The 17,564-nt window shown below is 59.1% G+C and carries 17 protein-coding genes; 9 read left to right on the forward strand and 8 right to left on the reverse strand.

Going from position 1 to position 17,564, the window contains the following annotated elements; genetic code table 11:
- Positions 1 to 7: 7 nt before the first annotated feature.
- The 5 genes from ssuD to ACP7EW_RS16825 all read right to left on the reverse strand — a co-directional run bounded on the left by ssuD (position 8) and on the right by ACP7EW_RS16825 (position 5,330).
- Positions 8 to 1,156: an FMNH2-dependent alkanesulfonate monooxygenase gene (gene ssuD / locus ACP7EW_RS16805; protein ID WP_033897561.1), complete on the reverse strand. Its 1,149-nt coding sequence runs from the start codon at positions 1,154 to 1,156 to the stop codon at positions 8 to 10.
- A gap of 25 nt (positions 1,157 to 1,181) precedes the next feature.
- Positions 1,182 to 2,150, reverse strand: coding sequence for a sulfonate ABC transporter substrate-binding protein (locus ACP7EW_RS16810; protein ID WP_016978990.1), 969 nt, complete (start codon positions 2,148 to 2,150; stop codon positions 1,182 to 1,184).
- Positions 2,151 to 2,244: 94 nt separating this feature from the next.
- Positions 2,245 to 2,838 (reverse strand): NADPH-dependent FMN reductase, encoded by a 594-nt coding sequence (gene ssuE / locus ACP7EW_RS16815; RefSeq protein WP_015886424.1) that lies wholly within the window; start codon positions 2,836 to 2,838, stop codon positions 2,245 to 2,247.
- Positions 2,839 to 3,034: 196 nt separating this feature from the next.
- Entirely contained in the window at positions 3,035 to 3,673 is a 639-nt protein-coding gene (locus ACP7EW_RS16820) for a peroxiredoxin (RefSeq protein WP_033897560.1), read from the reverse strand.
- Between the two features lie 289 nt (positions 3,674 to 3,962).
- Positions 3,963 to 5,330: an OprD family porin gene (locus ACP7EW_RS16825; RefSeq protein WP_426218447.1), complete on the reverse strand. Its 1,368-nt coding sequence runs from the start codon at positions 5,328 to 5,330 to the stop codon at positions 3,963 to 3,965.
- A gap of 370 nt (positions 5,331 to 5,700) precedes the next feature.
- On the opposite strand from ACP7EW_RS16825, the gene tauA reads away from it, so the two are divergent.
- A complete protein-coding gene (tauA, locus tag ACP7EW_RS16830) occupies positions 5,701 to 6,687 on the forward strand; it encodes a taurine ABC transporter substrate-binding protein (RefSeq protein ID WP_426218449.1) in 987 nt (328 codons plus the stop codon).
- A 39-nt stretch (positions 6,688 to 6,726) separates the two neighbouring features.
- Here the strand turns inward: tauA and argA are convergent, their stop codons facing one another.
- Together argA and argE are read right to left on the reverse strand one after the other, a co-directional pair.
- Positions 6,727 to 8,028 carry an amino-acid N-acetyltransferase gene (gene argA, locus ACP7EW_RS16835; RefSeq protein WP_016978985.1) on the reverse strand — a complete coding sequence of 434 codons (1,302 nt, stop codon included), beginning with the start codon at positions 8,026 to 8,028 and terminating at the stop codon, positions 6,727 to 6,729.
- A gap of 136 nt (positions 8,029 to 8,164) precedes the next feature.
- Positions 8,165 to 9,313 carry an acetylornithine deacetylase gene (argE, locus tag ACP7EW_RS16840; protein WP_426218451.1) on the reverse strand — a complete coding sequence of 383 codons (1,149 nt, stop codon included), beginning with the start codon at positions 9,311 to 9,313 and terminating at the stop codon, positions 8,165 to 8,167.
- A gap of 158 nt (positions 9,314 to 9,471) precedes the next feature.
- On the opposite strand from argE, the gene ACP7EW_RS16845 reads away from it, so the two are divergent.
- Complete coding sequence (locus ACP7EW_RS16845; RefSeq protein WP_426218453.1) at positions 9,472 to 10,839, forward strand: inorganic triphosphatase; 1,368 nt, start codon at positions 9,472 to 9,474, stop codon at positions 10,837 to 10,839.
- Positions 10,840 to 10,858: 19 nt separating this feature from the next.
- Here ACP7EW_RS16845 and ACP7EW_RS16850 read toward each other — a convergent pair whose 3' ends face one another.
- Positions 10,859 to 11,329 (reverse strand): Lrp/AsnC family transcriptional regulator, encoded by a 471-nt coding sequence (locus ACP7EW_RS16850; protein WP_033897555.1) that lies wholly within the window; start codon positions 11,327 to 11,329, stop codon positions 10,859 to 10,861.
- A 127-nt stretch (positions 11,330 to 11,456) separates the two neighbouring features.
- Here ACP7EW_RS16850 and ACP7EW_RS16855 point away from each other — a divergent pair, with 127 nt between their 5' ends.
- From ACP7EW_RS16855 to ACP7EW_RS16885, 7 genes are all read left to right on the forward strand, one after another.
- The gene (locus tag ACP7EW_RS16855) at positions 11,457 to 11,795 is read left to right on the forward strand and encodes a hypothetical protein (protein ID WP_426218455.1); all 339 of its coding nucleotides are present in this window, start codon (positions 11,457 to 11,459) and stop codon (positions 11,793 to 11,795) included.
- Positions 11,796 to 11,879: 84 nt separating this feature from the next.
- Complete coding sequence (locus ACP7EW_RS16860; RefSeq protein ID WP_426218457.1) at positions 11,880 to 13,559, forward strand: GspE/PulE family protein; 1,680 nt, start codon at positions 11,880 to 11,882, stop codon at positions 13,557 to 13,559.
- 77 nt (positions 13,560 to 13,636) lie between these two features.
- Complete coding sequence (locus tag ACP7EW_RS16865) at positions 13,637 to 14,557, forward strand: SPFH domain-containing protein (protein ID WP_010207363.1); 921 nt, start codon at positions 13,637 to 13,639, stop codon at positions 14,555 to 14,557.
- 10 nt (positions 14,558 to 14,567) lie between these two features.
- Positions 14,568 to 15,014: an NfeD family protein gene (locus tag ACP7EW_RS16870; RefSeq protein ID WP_426218459.1), complete on the forward strand. Its 447-nt coding sequence runs from the start codon at positions 14,568 to 14,570 to the stop codon at positions 15,012 to 15,014.
- Positions 15,015 to 15,083: 69 nt separating this feature from the next.
- Positions 15,084 to 15,398 carry a DUF2388 domain-containing protein gene (locus tag ACP7EW_RS16875; RefSeq protein ID WP_003176799.1) on the forward strand — a complete coding sequence of 105 codons (315 nt, stop codon included), beginning with the start codon at positions 15,084 to 15,086 and terminating at the stop codon, positions 15,396 to 15,398.
- A gap of 188 nt (positions 15,399 to 15,586) precedes the next feature.
- On the forward strand, positions 15,587 to 16,252 hold the full coding sequence (locus ACP7EW_RS16880; RefSeq protein WP_426218461.1) for an outer membrane protein: 666 nt from the start codon (positions 15,587 to 15,589) through the stop codon (positions 16,250 to 16,252).
- A 153-nt stretch (positions 16,253 to 16,405) separates the two neighbouring features.
- On the forward strand, positions 16,406 to 17,545 hold the full coding sequence (locus ACP7EW_RS16885) for a DegT/DnrJ/EryC1/StrS family aminotransferase (RefSeq protein WP_426218463.1): 1,140 nt from the start codon (positions 16,406 to 16,408) through the stop codon (positions 17,543 to 17,545).
- The last annotated feature ends 19 nt before the right edge of the window (positions 17,546 to 17,564 follow it).

Here is a 17,564-nt window from a genome sequence, read left to right on the forward strand (position 1 = left end):
GGCTGCCTCAGCTCGCCGACGCAGCTTTGGGAAGGATGTCGTTGGCGACCATTTCGCCGAACGGGCTGACGTAACCGGCGCTTTTCGGCAGCTCGGGACGTTCGATATCCAGGTGCGGAAACAGCAGCTCCGCGACGCGATACGACTCTTCCAGGTGTGGATAGCCGGAGAAGATAAACGTGTCGATGCCCAGGGCGGCGTATTCCTTCACGCGTGCCGCCACGGTTGGGCCATCACCCACCAGCGCGGTGCCTGCACCGCCACGCACCAGGCCGACGCCGGCCCACAGGTTGGGGCTGACTTCCAGGTTGTCGCGGCTGCCGCCGTGCAACGCGGCCATGCGTTGCTGGCCTACCGAGTCAAAGCGCGACAACGAGGCCTGGGCGCGGGCGATGGTGTCGTCGTCCACATGGGAGATCAATTTGTCAGCGGCTTTCCACGCCTCTTCGTTGGTTTCACGGACGATCACATGCAAGCGAATGCCGAAGCGCAGGGTACGGCCGAGGTTCTCGGCCTTGGCCCGCACCTGTGCGATCTTTTCCGCAACGGCGGCAGGCGGCTCACCCCAGGTCAGCACCATTTCCACTTGCTCGGCCGCCAGGTCCTGGGCCGCCTCGGAAGAACCACCGAAGTACAGCGGCGGACGCGGTTGCTGGATCGGTGGGTAGAGCAGCTTGGCGCCTTTGACGCTGATGTGTTCGCCGTCGTAATCCACGGTTTCGCCTTCCAGCACACGGCGCCAGATGCGCGTGAATTCCACCGAGGCCTGATAGCGCTCTTCGTGGCTGAGGAACAAGCCGTCGCCGGCCAATTCTTCCGGGTCACCCCCAGTGACCAGATTGAACAGGGCACGCCCGCCGGACAGTCGGTCCAGAGTCGCGGCCTGACGCGCGGCCACCGTCGGGGAAATGATTCCGGGGCGCAGGGCAACCAGGAATTTCAGACGCTGGGTCACCGGGATCAGCGAGGCCGCCACCAACCACGAGTCTTCGCAGGAGCGGCCGGTAGGGATCAGCACCCCGCCGAAACCCAGACGGTCAGCGGCCTGGGCCACTTGCTGCAGGTAACCGTGGTCGACGGCGCGAGCGCCTTCGGCGGTGCCAAGGTAATGGCCGTCGCCGTGGGTAGGCAGGAACCAGAAAATATTGAGGCTCATGGAGTTGTCTCCTGAAGAAGTCGGATTACGGCGCTTTGGCCACGGCGGCGGGTGGTGTCCAGATCACGTCCTTGATGTTCAAGGGCTTGGGGATCAATTTGAGCTGGTAGAAGCTGTCGGCGATTTTCTGCTGGGCGGCCACCACTTCCGGCGTCAGGAACAGCGCGCCGTAGCCTTGGCGTTTCACCGAGGTCAGGGTGATGTCGGCCGGCAGGCCGAGCAGAGGTGCGACTTGTTCAGTCACTTCCTGCGGGTTGGCCTTGGACCATTCGCCCACGGCGCGCACTTCTTCGATCAGCGCCTTGACCACTTCAGGGTGTTTTTCAGCGTAAGGCTTGGTCGCGAGATAAAACTGGTGGTTGTCGGCAATGCCAGTACCGTCACGCAGGGTGCGCGCTTGCAGTTGTTTCTCGGCGGCGGCCTGGTAAGGGTCCCAGATCACCCAGGCGTCCACGCTGCCACGCTCGAAGGCCGCACGCGCATCGGCGGGCGGCAGGAACACGGTCTGCACATCGGTGTATTTCAGGCCGGCGTCTTCCAGGGCACGTACCAGTAGGTAATGCACGTTGGAGCCTTTGTTCAGGACGATTTTCTTGCCCTTGAGTTCGGCCACGGATTTGATCGGCGAGTCTTTCGGCACCAGGATCGCTTCGCTGGTCGGTGCGGGCGGCTCGTAGGCGACGTAGAGCAAGTCGGCACCAGCGGCCTGGGCGAAGACAGGTGGAGTTTCGCCGGTCACGCCAAAGTCGATGGAGCCGACGTTCAGGCCTTCGAGCAATTGCGGGCCGCCAGGGAACTCGGTCCACTGCACGTTCACGCCTTGGGCAGCCAGGCGTTTTTCCAAGGTGCCCTTGGCCTTGAGCAGCACCAGCGTGCCGTACTTCTGATAACCGATCCGCAGGGTCTCGGCGGCTTGAGCTTGAACAATGGCGCCGAAGGACACAGCCGCAGCAAACAGTGCGACCAGACCACGACGCAAGATGACAGTGCGCATGGCGCTCTCTCCAAATAATGCGTTTAGGGGGTTGGCTGCACCTGCTTGGCCGTTGGCGGCTGAGTAAGGTGAGTTTTTTACGTTTCGGTGTGGCTTAAATGCTCCAGCGAGCACTCAACAAACGTTCATTCAACACATGGGGGTCCAGCGGTTTCGGGCGACGGGCCATGGCGCCGTAGAGCGTTTCCAGGGCTTCGTGCAAACGGTGTTCAAGTACCGGCACCAGTTGCGCCTGGGCGCTGCCTTCACCGTAGGCGATCTGGCTGTCTTCGGCAAAGATGCCGTGGAGCAATTCCTGGGCCTTCAGCGCCGACAGCACCGGCTTCAGGGCGTAGTCCACCGCCAGCATGTGGGCGATGCTGCCGCCGGTGGCCATCGGCAACACGATCTTGTGGGCCAGGGCGCGTTCGGGCAGCAGGTCCAGCACGGTTTTCAACGCGCCGGAAAACGAGGCCTTGTACACCGGCGTGGCGATTACCAAGCCATCTGCGTTAGCCACTTGTTGCAACAGATCGATGACCTTGGGGCTGTCGAAGCGCGCATGCAGCAGGTCTTCAGCCGGGAAGTCCCGTATCTGGTAACTCACCACTTCTACGCCTTTGTCTTGCAACCACTGACGGGTTTTATCCAGCAACACCCCGGAGCGGGAACGCTGGCTGGGACTGCCTCCAAGTGTTACGACCAACATGCAGGAATTCCTTGAGCAGGTGTCGGCGGTTCGCTGTGTGGCGATAGCGCCAAGATGGAACAGACCTTATCAGCAGATTCATATATCTTTAAATCTTATTTTTTCATGTGTTTATTCTTTAATTGCATATACGAGATATGAAATCGCAGGCGAAAAAAAAGGCCGTCGAAACGGCCTCAAAACCCCTGCTATGTGATCAGCGATTCGGTTGTGGCGTGAGGCGCAGGTAAGGCTTCACCGCGCGATACCCCTTCGGAAAGCGTTTCTTGATCTCTTCCTCATCCTTGAGCGACGGCACGATCACCACTTCATCACCGTCCTGCCAGTTGGCGGGCGTGGCGACCTTGTGGTTGTCGGTAAGCTGCAACGAGTCGATGACCCGCAGGATTTCGTGGAAGTTGCGCCCGGTGCTGGCCGGGTAGGTGATGGTCAGGCGGATCTTCTTGTTCGGGTCGATCACGAACAAGGAACGCACCGTGAGGGTGTCACTGGCGTTGGGGTGGATCAGGTCGTACAGGTCGGACACTTTACGGTCGGCGTCGGCCAGGATCGGGAAGTTGACGAGGGTGTTCTGGGTTTCGTTGATGTCTTCGATCCACTTGTGGTGCGAATCCACCGGGTCGACCGACAGGGCGATGGCCTTGACGCCGCGTTTGGCGAATTCGTCCTTGAGCTTGGCGGTGAAGCCCAGCTCGGTGGTGCACACCGGGGTGAAATCCGCCGGGTGGGAAAACAGCACACCCCAGCTATCGCCCAGCCATTCGTGGAAACGAATCTTGCCGGCGCTGGAATCCTGTTCGAAGTCGGGGGCGATATCGCCCAGTCTTAGGCTCATGGTGTGGCTCCTGGTGAGTGCTTATGGAGCCCACTGTGCATGGATTGTGAATTATTTAAAAAGAATAAATATCGATTTATCTAGACGATAAAGGAATATTAAAAATCTGTTCATTGGACGTATTCGAAGGCGAGGAGCACCATCGTTTCCAAGGTTCGAGAAGGCCTTGAGACGCTGTACAAAGAGGGGTTCAGGAAGGGCTTGCGGGGGTTTAGCCCGACTTGAAAGTAAAGCACCTTGCCCGGTGTTGCACCGGGCAAGGCATTACACTTACAACAGCTTCACGCTACTAGAACAGTGGCAGCGAGTAGCTGACGATCAGACGGTTTTCGTCCTGGGAACGGGTGTTCGCCAGGTCGGTACGCCACATAGCGTTTTTCCAGGCGAAGCCGAGGTTTTTCAGCGGGCCTTCTGGAATCACGTAGGCAACGGTGATGTCGCGTTCCCACTCGGATTGACCGGTGGTTTCGGCGCGACCAGCGTTGTTGGCGATAGTGTCGATGTCGCTACCTTTGAGGTAAACAACGCCAGCGGTCAGGCCAGGTACACCGACTTTTGCGAAGTCATAGGCGTAGCGAGCTTGCCAGGTACGCTCGCCAGCACGGGCGAACTTCTGGATCTGCATGTCGGTAGTGATGTAAGCCGACGAGCCGTCACCCTGGTTTAACCAAGGGAAGTCGCTGCTGCCATTGCTGACCTGGTAACCACCACCGAAGGTGTGACCGGCAACGGTGTACAGGAACAGGCCGCTGTACAGGTTGTTGTCGACCTTGCCTTTACCGGCGTTGAAGTTGTTGTAGTTACCGCTGGAGTAGTAAGCGGCGGTGTCGCCGTTCTTACCATCGTCCGAGCTGTTGAAATAACGCAGGTCAGACTTCAAAACGCCCGGGCCGATTGCCCAGTTGTGGGTCAGACCCAGGAAGTGCTGCTTGTAGAAGTCTTCCAGGTTGCCGTAGTAGTACTGGGCAGTCAGGTCTTTGGTCAGCTTGTAGTCACCACCGGCGTAGTAGAACTTGTTGCTGAAAGTACCGGTTCTGTAGTTGGAGCTACCGTTTGCACCACCGATCGACAGGTTTTCGTTGTTGCTGGAGTTACGGCCCTTGGCCTTCTCCACCTGACCGGCCACCAAGGTCAAATCCTTGATGTCGTTAGTGGTGATTTGGCCACCTTGGAAGGTTTGCGGCAGCAAACGACCATCGTTGGTCACGATAACTGGCAGCTTAGGCTGCAGGGTGCCCAGCTTCAGTTCGGTTTGGGAGATCTTCACCTTACCGGTCACGCCCAGGCTGGCGTAATCGTTGACGGCTTTGTTGCCATCGCTTGGGAACACGGTACCGCCGGAAGCGGTGCCGGTGTAGTTACCATGTTCTGCATGGCTGGAATCGAGGCGCACGCCGTACAGGCCGATTGCGTCAACACCAAATTGGACGGTGCCTTGGGTGTAACCCGAGATGAAACGCAGGTCGAAGCCCTGGCCCCATTCAGCGTTTTTGCTCGCCGAGTTGGAAGTGCCACGGTGACCGTCACGGTTATCTGTGTTGATGTAGAAGTTACGCAGCCCCAGTGTTGCCTTACTGTCTTCGATGAAACCGGCGGAGTTTGCCTGCTGGGCAACCGCAGCCAAAGCTACGGCCAACGCCAATGTTGACTTCTTCATGTACCGCTCCTCTCATTTCTAATTTTTGTATTTCTTTGGTCTCGGGTCTGACGCCCTCGATCCACAGATGCGCGATTAGCGCCAGATAGTGACTACCAAGTCAATCGTAACCTTGTGTGTCTACTACCTTCGTCTAATCGCAGTTGATTTGGTCCCTGCAGGGTAATGAGTTTTTCATACACCCAAAAAGAATTGTTTCATTCTTTTTCATACGATTTGGGAATAAGTCTTTTGATGATGCGGACCCATCAGGGTAGACGAACCGCTCCATAAGCTAATTCCTAAAGGGTATTTGTTAGCGCTTTTTTAGATCGATTAGTGTGGCCGTACTGTTGCATACGTCACCCACGATCAAAAAGGCGACGCCATCATGGCCAAACGCACATCCTCCCGTCAATTTGTTACAGTTTTTGTGTCACTAATACTTTCTTTTGGTGTCAAAGCCGCCGATTTAACCGTCGGCTATCAAACCGGCATTGACCCCAGCAAAGTCCCACAGGCCGACGGCCTCTATGAGAAGGCCATCGGGGGAAAAATCGCCTGGCGCCGGTTCAACAGTGGGCCGGAGGTCGTCACCGCCATTGCCTCCGGCGATGTACAGATCGGCAACCTCGGTTCCAGCCCCCTTGCGGCGGCGGCTTCACGGAATCTACCCATCGTCGCGTTCATCGTATCGGCCCAGATCAATACTTCTGAAGCTCTGGTGGTGCGTAACGGCAGCCACATTGACGCACCCAAGGATCTGATCGGCAAAACCATCGCCACGCCATTCGTCTCAACCTCTCATTACAGCCTGCTCGGCGCGCTGAAGCACTGGGGACTGGACACCAAGCAGGTCAAGGTGGTGAACCTGCAGCCAGCCGAAATTGCCGCCGCGTGGAAACGCGGCGATATCGACGGTGCCTTCGTGTGGTCGCCGGCTTTGGGCGAAATCCGCAAGACCGGCAAGACGCTGACAGATGCGGCCCAGGTGGGTCAGTGGGGCGCACCAACGTTTGAGGTGTGGGTGGCGCGTAAGGATTTCGCGGAAAAACATCCTGACGTAGTGGCCAAGTTTGCCAAGGTCACCCTGGATTCGTTTGCCGAGTATGCGGCCCATAAAGACGGTTGGACGGTGGATTCCGAGCCGGTGCAGAAAATCGCGAAACTGACAGGCTCGAATGCTGCCGACATTCCGGAGCTGTTGGCCGGCACCACCTTCCCCGATGCCCAGGCACAGCAAACTGATGCGCTGCTCAAAGGCGGTACGGCAAAGGCGATTGGGGAGACGGCGAAGTTCTTGAAGGAACAGGGAAAGGTTGAAGCGGTGTTGCCGGACTATTCGGCCTTTGTGACTGAAAAATTCATCAAGCCCTGACATCTGTAGGCGCCAGGATGGCGCCTACAGAATGGAGTGTTACAGGGCCTTCTCGAAAATCTTCGAATTACGCTGATAGTTATACAGCGAGGCCCGGGCCGACGGCAGGCGATCCACGCTGCTCGGCACAAACCCCCGCTCACGGAACCAGTGGGCGGTACGGGTGGTGAGGACAAACAAGGTCTTCAACCCCTGCGCACGGGCACGGGCCTGGATACGCTCCAGCAACACATCGCCACGCGCGCCATGACGGTATTCCGGGTTCACCGCCAGGCACGCCAGCTCACCGGCGTCCGAATCCGCGATCTGGTACAGCGCCGCACAGGCGATGATCATGCCTTCGCGCTCCACCACGCTGAACTGCTCGATCTCACGCTCGAGCACTTCCCGCGAACGGCGCACCAGGATGCCCTGCTCTTCCAACGGGCTGATCAGGTCGAGCAACCCACCCACGTCTTCAATCGCGGCTTCGCGCACCTGCTCGAATTGTTCCTGGGCTACCAGCGTACCGCCGCCGTCGCGAGTGAACAGTTCGGTGAGCAGGGCACCATCTTCGGCGTAGCTGACAATATGACTGCGCCCTACCCCACCCCGGCACGCTTCGGCGGCCGCATCGAGCAGTTCAGCCTGATAGTTGCTGCTGCCCAGGCGTTGCAAGTGAGCCGGCACTTGTTGTGGGCGCAGCTCACGGACCAAGCGACCGTTTTCATCGATCAGGCCCATGTCTGCGCCAAACAGCAGCAGCTTGTCGGCGCCCAGGTCGATAGCCGCGCGGGTGGCAACGTCTTCGCAGGCCAGGTTGAAGATCTCACCGGTCGGCGAGTAGCCCAACGGCGACAGCAATACGATGGAGCGTTCGTCCAACAGGCGGTTAATGCCCTTGCGATCGACACGGCGCACTTCGCCGGTGTGGTGGTAGTCCACACCGTCCAATACACCAATGGGGCGTGCGGTCACGAAATTACCGCTGGTTACCCGCAGGCGCGAGCCCTGCATCGGCGACGAGGCCATGTCCATCGACAGGCGCGCTTCAATGGCGATGCGCAGGTGGCCGACCGCGTCGATCACACACTCCAGCGTCGCCGCATCGGTGATGCGCATGCCTTCGTGATAAGTCGGGATCAGGCCACGTGCTTCAAGGCGCACTTCGATCTGTGGGCGCGAACCGTGGACCAGCACCAAGCGCACGCCCAGGCTGTGCAGCAGCACCAGGTCGTGGACGATATTGCCGAAGTTGGGATGCTCTACACCGTCGCCAGGCAGCATGACCACAAAGGTGCAGTCGCGATGGGCGTTGATGTAAGGGGACGCGTGACGAAGCCAATTAACGTAGTCGGGCATAAAACCTGGGCCTGTAATAAAAAGCAGCCGAAAAAGGATGAATCGTGAAAGCGCACAGCGGGCTGATGGTTATCGTCGGAACAGGCTTGGCGACACGCTCACTCTCCTTTCTATGTACGAACAGGTTGGGGTTAATTTATGCAGGTTTCAGGCAGTAATGTTCGATCAGTTCCCGCAATAGACGCACTGTAGGCGTCAAGCGTGACATTTCGAGGTACTCGCCCGGTTGGTGGGCGCAGGCGATATCGCCAGGGCCGAGCACCAGGGTTTCACACCCAAGGCGCTGAAGATAAGGCGCTTCGGTGCCGAACGCTACTGCTTCGGCACGATGGCCGGTCAATCGTTCCGCCACCCGCACCAGTTCGGCATCTTCGGGCTGCTCGAAAGGTGGTACCTCGGGGAATAGCGGCGCGTAATCAATCTTGACCTGATGGCGCTCGGCCAAGGGCACGAGCTTCTGCCGGATAGCGTCGCGCAGTACTTGCGGGTCCATGCCCGGCAGCGGCCGCAGGTCGAACTCCAGGGAACACTGGCCGCAGATGCGGTTGGGGTTGTCGCCACCGTGGATGCAGCCAAAATTCAGGGTCGGCTGCGGCACGCTGAACTGCGGGTTGCGGTATTCGCGCTGCCAGGCCAGGCGCAAGCCACGCAGTTCGCCAATGGCGTCGTGCATGGCTTCAAGAGCGCTGTGGCCCAGGCTGGGATCCGACGAATGGCCGCTTTGGCCGAGGATGTCGATGCGCTCCATCATTACGCCTTTGTGCAAGCGGATCGGCTTGAGCCCGGTCGGCTCGCCAATCACCGCTGCGCGGCCCAGCGGGCGCCCTGCTTCGGCCAATGCGCGGGCGCCGGACATGGAGCTTTCTTCATCGCAGGTGGCGAGGATCAACAGCGGCTGCTTGAACGGCTGGTCCAGCAACGGCAGTACAGCTTCGATGGCCAGGGCGAAAAAGCCCTTCATGTCACAGCTGCCCAATCCTACCCAACGACCGTCGACTTCCGTCAGCTTGAGCGGATCGGTCTTCCACAACGCGGCGTCATAGGGAACGGTATCACTATGCCCTGCCAGCACCAGCCCGCCGGGGCCGCTGCCGTAACTGGCCAGAAGGTTGAACTTGCCGGGACTGACGTGTTGGATGTCGATAGCAAAACCCAGGTCGCCCAGCCAACCGGCGAGCAAGTCGATCACCGGGCGGTTGGTCTGGTCGAGAGAGGCCTGGGTGCAACTGACCGACGGCGCGGCAATCAGCGCGGCGAACTGCTCTTTCATGGACGGTAATGGCATGCGCGGCCTCTCGACTTCCCGGATGAGCCCCACTATAGAGCCATCTGCACGACACAATAAACCGTTGCGGCACGTTGCCGGGCTCAGTCCTGTACACTGCACGACCTTGGCAGCCACTCTTTTCCCCGGCTGCGCTCCCGATCCTGGATGTACCGGCCATGCAAAAAGAAACTGAAATCAAGCTTCGCGTCAGCCGCGAGACCCTCGCCGCGCTGCGTGAGCACCCGCTGCTGAAAAAACGCAACAAAAGTGGCTGGGAACGCCGTGAGTTGATGAACCAGTATTTCGACACCCCCGAGCGCGACCTGGCCCAGGCCAAAGTCGCCCTGCGCCTGCGCAAGGACGGTGACGACGTCATCCAGACCCTCAAGACCCGTGGCCAAAGCGTCGCCGGCTTGTCGGAACGCAACGAGTACAATTGGGAATTGCCCAAAGCCAAGCTCGACGTGAAGAAACTCGACGGCGAATGCTGGCCCGAGCAACTGGCCGAGCTGGACAAAAAGACCCTCAAGCCGATCTTCACCACCGACTTCGTGCGTGAACGCGCCGAAATCGCCTGGGGCCGTGGCAAGGCCAAGGTGGTCATCGAGGCCGCCCTGGACCTGGGCCACGTGGTGGTCGGCAAGCAAAAAGAAGAAATCTGCGAGCTGGAACTGGAACTGCGCGAAGGCGAACCAGCTGCACTGCTGGAGTTGGCCGCCGAACTGGCCGCCACCCTGGCCCTGATGCCGTGCGATATCAGCAAGGCCGAGCGCGGCTACCGCCTGTACGACGCCAGCAGCTATTCCCTGAGCCTGCCGGCGCCGCAGATCCACGCTGAAATGCCGCTGGACGACGCCTTCGCCGCCATCATGTGGCACCTGCTGGGCAGCAGCCAGCGCCTGGCTGAGCAATACCGTTTTAATGGCCATTGGCGCCTGCTGCAAGACTGGGTCGACAACCTTGGCGAACTGCGCGCCCTGATCGGCAGCCTCGGCCAAGCCGCGCCACGCCAATCCACCAGCGAACTGCGCAGCGCACTGGATGCCCTGTTGGAAGACTGGCGCCCACTGGTGCAAGCCGGTGACGACGACGAAGACATTCGCAAAGCCGCACCGGAACAATTCGCCGAAGAACTGGAAGACGTGCGCTGGGGCCTGTTCTCACTGAACGCTTCGCGCTGGCTGATGGCCCGTACCTGGACCGCCGACCGCAACGTGCGTGGCAACCGCCAAGGCGCTGCGCAAATCACCAACTGGCTGCCACGCCTGCTGGCCGACGATGCCGTCGCCCTGCAACTGCCGCGTTACCAGCAACAGCCGGAAGACCTGGCCGAGCAGTTGCCGCGCATCGAACGCATCCAAGCCTGGTTGCACCATGCACGTCAGGTGGTCGACATCCCGGAGCTGGACCGTTTGTACGGCGAGCTGAACAAGTTGGCGCAACTGGCCAACCAGCCGATCACCGATGAGTCGCTGGATGCGCGGATGCATCAAGCGATTGCGGTGTATCAGAATCGGGCGTGGAAGACGCTGCTGCGTCTGTAAAACCGCTGTCTCCAGCCTGTCAGCGCAATACTGGCAGGCTGGTGGTGGACTTGATCTCCGACAACGCCACAATCGAATTGACCTCCTGAATCCCCGGCACCATCGACAACTTCTCGAAGAAAAACCGCTCATACGCCTCGATGTCCGAGGTGACGATGCGCAGCAGAAAATCCACCGCCCCCATCAACACATAACACTCCAGCACTTCCGGAAACCCGCGAATCGCGTCGGTGAACTCGGTGAAGTTGGAGCGGCCGTGGGCGTTGAGTTTGACCTCGGCGAAAATCTGCGTGTTGAGGCCGATCTTCTTGCGGTCCAGCAACGTCACCTGACCGCGAATCACCCCCTCCTCCTTGAGACGTTGAATACGCCGCCAGCACGGTGACTGGGATAAACCGACCTGCTCGGCGATCTGCGCACTCGACAGCGAGGCGTCCTCTTGCAGCAGGGCCAGGATACGGCGGTCGTAGACGTCCAACTCGCTGTGCATACAAATTCCTTTAATAACGCTTATTTTGAATTGATCAATTCGATTAAATCCGAAACAGGCTCATTTTAGATAAGAAATCTCTGTTGGCGAATGTAAAAATTCCTTCAGTCGAATCTGGAGCTTTCCCATGCACGCCGTCGAAACCACTCACACTGTTACCCGCGTCGATGCGTGGGCCGTCACCAGCGTTCACTGCCAGGCGCACTACCGGATCGTCGCCGAGGCGGAGCCTGATCTGTTATGCCGGGTCCTCAACTATTTCGCGCTGCAATTCCTCACGCCGCGACAGGTCACGGTGAATCGGGAAGATGACGTGCTGAACATCGACATCGTGATGGATGGTCTGAGCTGGCACCGCGCCCAAGTGATCGGTGAAAAGATTCGAAACCTGATCAGCGTGTGCACGCTGGATATGTGGTCGGCTGACTCCATGGGGCCTCAAGCCGTGGTGGCGGTCGCCCAGTAAAAGCCTGCAATACACGCTGGGAGGCAGATATTCATCGGCTGGCTAGCCTGGGATTTACACCCACTGCCCCCCAGGAAAACCTTCATGCCGGTTGATCAACGATTGGAACTGAATCAGCTGTTGCCGGCTTTGGTCGAAGGGCGGCTGATCACGCCTGAACTCGCCCAACGCTTGTCGGCACTGCCGGCCAGCAACACCCAGCACCCACTGGAGAGCATCGCAGCCCAAGGCCCGTGCCTGGAAACCCTGACCGAATGGCTCGCCCAACAGGCCGGGCAACCTTATCTGCGCATCGATCCGTTGAAGATCGACGTGGCAACGGTGGTGCCGTTGATGTCCCACGCATTCGCCCAGCGTCACGCCATCCTCGCGGTGGCGGTGGATGCGCAAACCGTCACGGTCGCCAGCGCCCAGCCCCATGTCACCAGTTGGGAAGCCGGGCTCTCGCAGGTGCTCAAGCGTTCGATCACGCGCGTGGTCGCCAATCCCCAGGACATTACGCGCTGCATCGGTGAGTTCTACCGGCTGGCGAAGTCCGTCAGCGGCGCCGATCAAAAGGTCGCGGCACCTGGCAATGTCGACCTGCTCAACCTGGGCGCCAGCGACCAGGAGCCGGATGCCAACGACGCGCACATCGTCAATATCGTCGATTGGCTACTGCAATACGCGTTCGCCCAGCGCGCCAGCGATATCCATATCGAGCCCTGCCGTGAGCAGGGGCGTGTGCGGTTTCGCATCGACGGGCTGCTGCACGACGTCTATCAATTTCCACCCCAGGTGACGATGGCGGTGGTCAGCCGCCTGAAAAGCCTGGGTCGCATGAACGTGGCAGAAAAACGCCGGCCCCAGGACGGCCGGGTCAAGACCAAAAGCCCGACGGGCGCGGAAGTTGAACTGCGCCTTTCCACCTTGCCCACGGCGTTTGGCGAGAAGCTGGTGATGCGGATTTTCGACCCGCAGGTGCTGCTCAAGGGCTTTGACCAGTTGGGTTTGTCGGCTGATGACCAGCAACGCTGGCAATCCATGACGCGCCAGACCCACGGCATCATTCTGGTGACCGGCCCGACCGGGTCAGGCAAGACCAGCACGCTCTACACCACGCTTAGGCAACTGGCGACCCGGGAGGTCAACCTGTGCACCGTGGAGGATCCGGTCGAGATGGTCGAACCGGCGTTCAACCAGATGCAGGTGCAGCACAACATCGACCTGACCTTCGCCAGCGGCATCCGCGCCCTGCTGCGCCAGGATCCGGACATCATCATGATTGGCGAGATCCGCGACCAGGAGACCGCCGAGATGGCGATCCAGGCCGCACTGACCGGGCATCTGGTGCTGTCGACCTTACATACCAACGACGCGCCCAGCGCCATCAGCCGCTTGCAGGAACTGGGCATTGCTCACTATTTGATCAAGGCCACATTATTGGGGGTGATGGCACAGCGGTTGGTACGGGTTTTATGTCCTCACTGCAAGCGGACGCTAGCTGGGGTCCACGAGGCGGTCGGATGCGTGGAATGTCGACACAGCGGTTATCGGGGCCGAGCCGGTGTGTACGAAGTCATGGTGCTCAACGAAGCGCTCAAGACGCTGATCACGCCCGGCGCCGATGTACAGGCCTTGCGCCAGGCGGCGATTGCCCAAGGCATGTGCAGCCTGCGCATGGCCGGCCTGCAAAAGGTCGAGGCGGGGCAGACCACGATGGCGGAAGTATTACGAGTAACGCCTGGGGATTCCGTAACAAATCCTTTGTTTGATCAGCAGTGAAACCGTTCTTATCGGTGACAACACCGTTACAATCGGACCAACGTCGTTTCACTGACACATTCAGATAGGGAATCGCTATGCAGATCGGAACCGTACTGCTTCTTTTCGTGGGCTTGGCCATCGCCATCCTGTTCATGGGCTTCAAGGTCGTCCCCCAGGGTTACCAGTGGACAGTCGAGCGTTTCGGCCGCTACACCAACACCCTCAAGCCTGGCCTGAACATCATCATCCCGGTCATGGACCGCATCGGTCGCAAGATCAACGTGATGGAAAGCGTGCTGGATATCCCGCCCCAGGAAGTCATCACCGCCGACAACGCCACCGTGCAGATCGACGCCGTGTGCTTCTTCCAGGTGGTCAATACCGCCCAGGCCGCGTACGAGGTCAACAACCTCGAACACGCCATCCGCAACCTGCTGCAAACCAACATCCGTACCGTGCTCGGTTCCATGGAGCTGGATGCCATGCTCAGCCAGCGTGACGGCATCAACGAGAAACTGCTGAAAACCGTGGACGAAGCCACCGCGCCATGGGGCATCAAGATCACCCGTATCGAGATCAAGGACATCAGCCCACCTGCCGACCTGATGGCCGCTATGTCGGGCCAGATGAAAGCCGAACGGATCAAGCGTGCGCAAATCCTAGAGGCTGAAGGCTTGCGCGCCTCCGCGATCCTGACCGCCGAAGGCAAGAAGCAGGCGCAGATTCTTGAGGCAGAAGGTAGCCGACAGGCTGCATTCCTTGAGTCCGAAGCCCGTGAGCGTCAGGCCGAAGCAGAAGCCCGCGCGACCCAGGTGGTGTCGGAAGCGATTGCGTCGGGCAACGTGCAGGCGGTCAATTACTTCGTCGCGCAGAAATACATCGATGCGCTGGGCAAGCTGGCATCGGCCAACAACAGCAAGGTCATCCTGATGCCGCTGGAAGCCAGCCAGGTGATCGGTGCCGTCGGCGGTATCGGCGAAATCGTCAAGGCAACGTTCGACAACAAGAAAGGCTGAGGCCAGCACCATGTGGGATTTCCTGCAGCATCTGTCGTTTTGGGATTGGCTGGCGCTGGGTACGGTGTTGTTGATCCTTGAGGTATTCGGCGCCGGCGGTTACCTGTTGTGGATGGGCATCGCGGCGGCGGCCGTAGGGGTGATCAAGTTTTTGGTGCCACCCTTGGGGCTCGAGTGGCAACTGCTACTGTTTGCTGTGCTGTCGATCGTCACAGCCGTCTATTGGTGGAAGCGCCAGCGCAGCAGTGCCAAGGTCAGCGACCAGCCGGGGCTGAACGAGCGCGGCTCGGAACTGATCGGCCGCACCTTCATGGTGCATCAAGCGATTGTAGATGGCCGGGGCAAGGTAAAAGTCGGTGACGGCGTGTGGATGGTCACTGGCCCGGACAGCCCCGTAGGCGCTCAAGTCCGGGTAGTTGGCCAGGAAGGTGTGGTGTTAAGGGTTGAAACTGTTTAGTCAGTGATGGAACTCGGTTGGACTAACTACAATCATAAAGTACAGATAACCCACCCGGAGTCACCCATCATGCGTCTTAAATATGCTGTCGCAACCCTTGCTGTGCTTTCTCTCCCTGTCGGTTCAGCCATGGCCGACAGTTTCTGGCGCAACGTCATCTCGTCCGGCGCCACTACCGGCTCGACGTACCTGACGTTCAAGGACCATAAGCTGGTGGTCGCCGCGCAAGACGACGCAGGCAGCTTTGTTGCCAGCGATGGCGGCATCCGTGGCCCGTACCTGGAAGCCGCAATGCAGAAAGTCCGCGCCGATAACCCTGGCCTGCAAGCCACGGATATGGAGCTGGCCAACGCCATCCTCGCGAAAAACGCCGTTACCGAATAACTCGGGCTCGATAAAAAATGCCGCTTTGAACAGCGGCATTTTTTTGTCTTGAGTTCCTACAGCTATCGCCGTTGAGTACTACGCATAGGTTCCTGCTTTCAATGTTGAGTACAGAGAAGTCCTGTCGAGCCTCATCCTGCTGGGCAACAAGCTAAGGGTTCCTTTTTAAATAAAGCGGAGCACTGCCCATGCACAAGATTGCCTACGTACTGTTGCTCTCTGCATTTTCGACCTCCTACTCCCATGCAGAAAGCTGGTACGGATCAGCAAAATTCAACAACGCCCGCCAGAACCTTTCCAGCTCGCTGCTCACCAGCCCTCGTGTGACTGAACGAGTGGACGCCCCAGATAGCACCAAGTCATTCGTAGCCTCTTTCGCCGCAGGTTACGCCTTTGAGAATGGCTGGCGCCTGGAAGGGGAATACACAATGCCGAACAACTCGACATTCAAATCCTACTGGGCCCCCTTCAATGCCAACGTCAACAACATGCAGGTCCAGAGCCAACGCTTGATGCTCAATGGCTATAAAGACATCCCGATCACCCCATGGTTATCGTTCTACGGCATGGCCGGTGTGGGTGTCGCTCGCATTGAAGCCGAAGGCTATCAAACCAACGAGACCCGCCGCTTTGCCAATAATCGCCAACACAACTTTGCCTACAGCGTAGGCATGGGGCTGGAAGCCAAGGTCAGTGAGCAAATCACACTGGGGGCTGGTTATCGATATATCGCCATGGGCGATGTTGAAACCGGCTACAACACCTTCGCAAACCGTGTGAACGCCAGGGATGAACAACTCAAAGGCAAGTTCAAGGAACAAAATGTGTTCTTGGAAGCGCGCTACGCCTTCTAAAGCCCGTAGAGAATGTCGCTGTTGAAGCGGCATTTCTTACTTAAACACTGACGATTCATTCACAGGCGACAGGCTATATTCAGTCACACCGTGCAACCATACCGGTACTGATCGCTTACTCATCGCCAATCTGAAACGGATGCCTTCGTCGTCATGAGCCAACAGCCCTTCCTGCCGTTCTCCAAACCCACCATCGATGAAGCCACCATCTCGGCGGTCGGCGATGTACTGCGCTCGGGCTGGATCACCAGCGGGCCGAAAGTGCAGGCATTCGAGGCTCAGCTGTCGGAATACTTTGGCGGCAGGCCGGTGCGCACCTTCAACTCGGGCACCTGCACCATGGAGATTGCCTTGCGCATTGCCGGCATCGGGCCGGGTGATGAAGTCATCACCACACCGATCTCCTGGGTGGCCACGGCCAACGTGATCCTGGAAGTCGGCGCCACGCCGGTGTTTGCCGATATCGACCCGGTCACCCGCAACATCGACCTGGCTCAGGTGGAAGCCGCGATTACCCCGCGCACCAAGGCGATCATCCCGGTTTACCTGGCCGGTCTGCCCCTGGACATGCCGATGCTGTACGCACTGGCAAACAAGTACAACCTGCGTATCGTCGAGGACGCGGCCCAGGCATTGGGTTCGAGCTGGGATGGCGAGCGCATCGGCGCCACCGGTGATTTCGTGTCGTTCAGTCTCCAGGCCAACAAGAACATCACCTCCTCAGAGGGCGGTTGCCTGGTGTTGAACAATGCCGAAGAAGCGCGTCTGGCCGAGAAGTATCGCCTGCAAGGCGTCACCCGCACCGGCTTCGATGGCTTGGATGTAGATGTGCTGGGCGGCAAGTTCAATATGACCGACATCGCCGCCGCCATTGGCCTGGGGCAGTTTGCCCATATCGAGAAGATCACCGCGCATCGCCAGAACCTGGCGCGGCACTACTTCAAGTGCTTTGGCAGTGATTTTGAAGCGTTGTACGGCGCACAACTGCCACCGGCCGACTTCGAAAACAGCAACTGGCACCTGTTCCAACTGGTGCTACCAGAGCGCCAGGACGGCCTGCCGGCCCGCGCCACCTTCATGGAGCAGATGCAGGCCCACGGCGTCGGCATTGGCTATCACTACCCGCCGATCCACCTGCTGAGTCTTTATCGGGCACAGGGCTTCAAGGAAGGCATGTTCCCGGTGGCAGAAAAGGTCGGTCGTTTGATCGTGTCGTTGCCGATGTTCACGGCGATGACGGAGGCGGATGTGGAGCGGTCGGTAGCGGCAGTGAAGGCGGTTCTACAGCGCTGAAAACACATTGCGGGAGCCG

It is taken from the genome of Pseudomonas sp. DWRC2-2 (genome assembly GCF_049897885.1).
GTDB classification, from domain to species: Bacteria; Pseudomonadota; Gammaproteobacteria; order Pseudomonadales; family Pseudomonadaceae; genus Aquipseudomonas; species Aquipseudomonas azotoformans_A.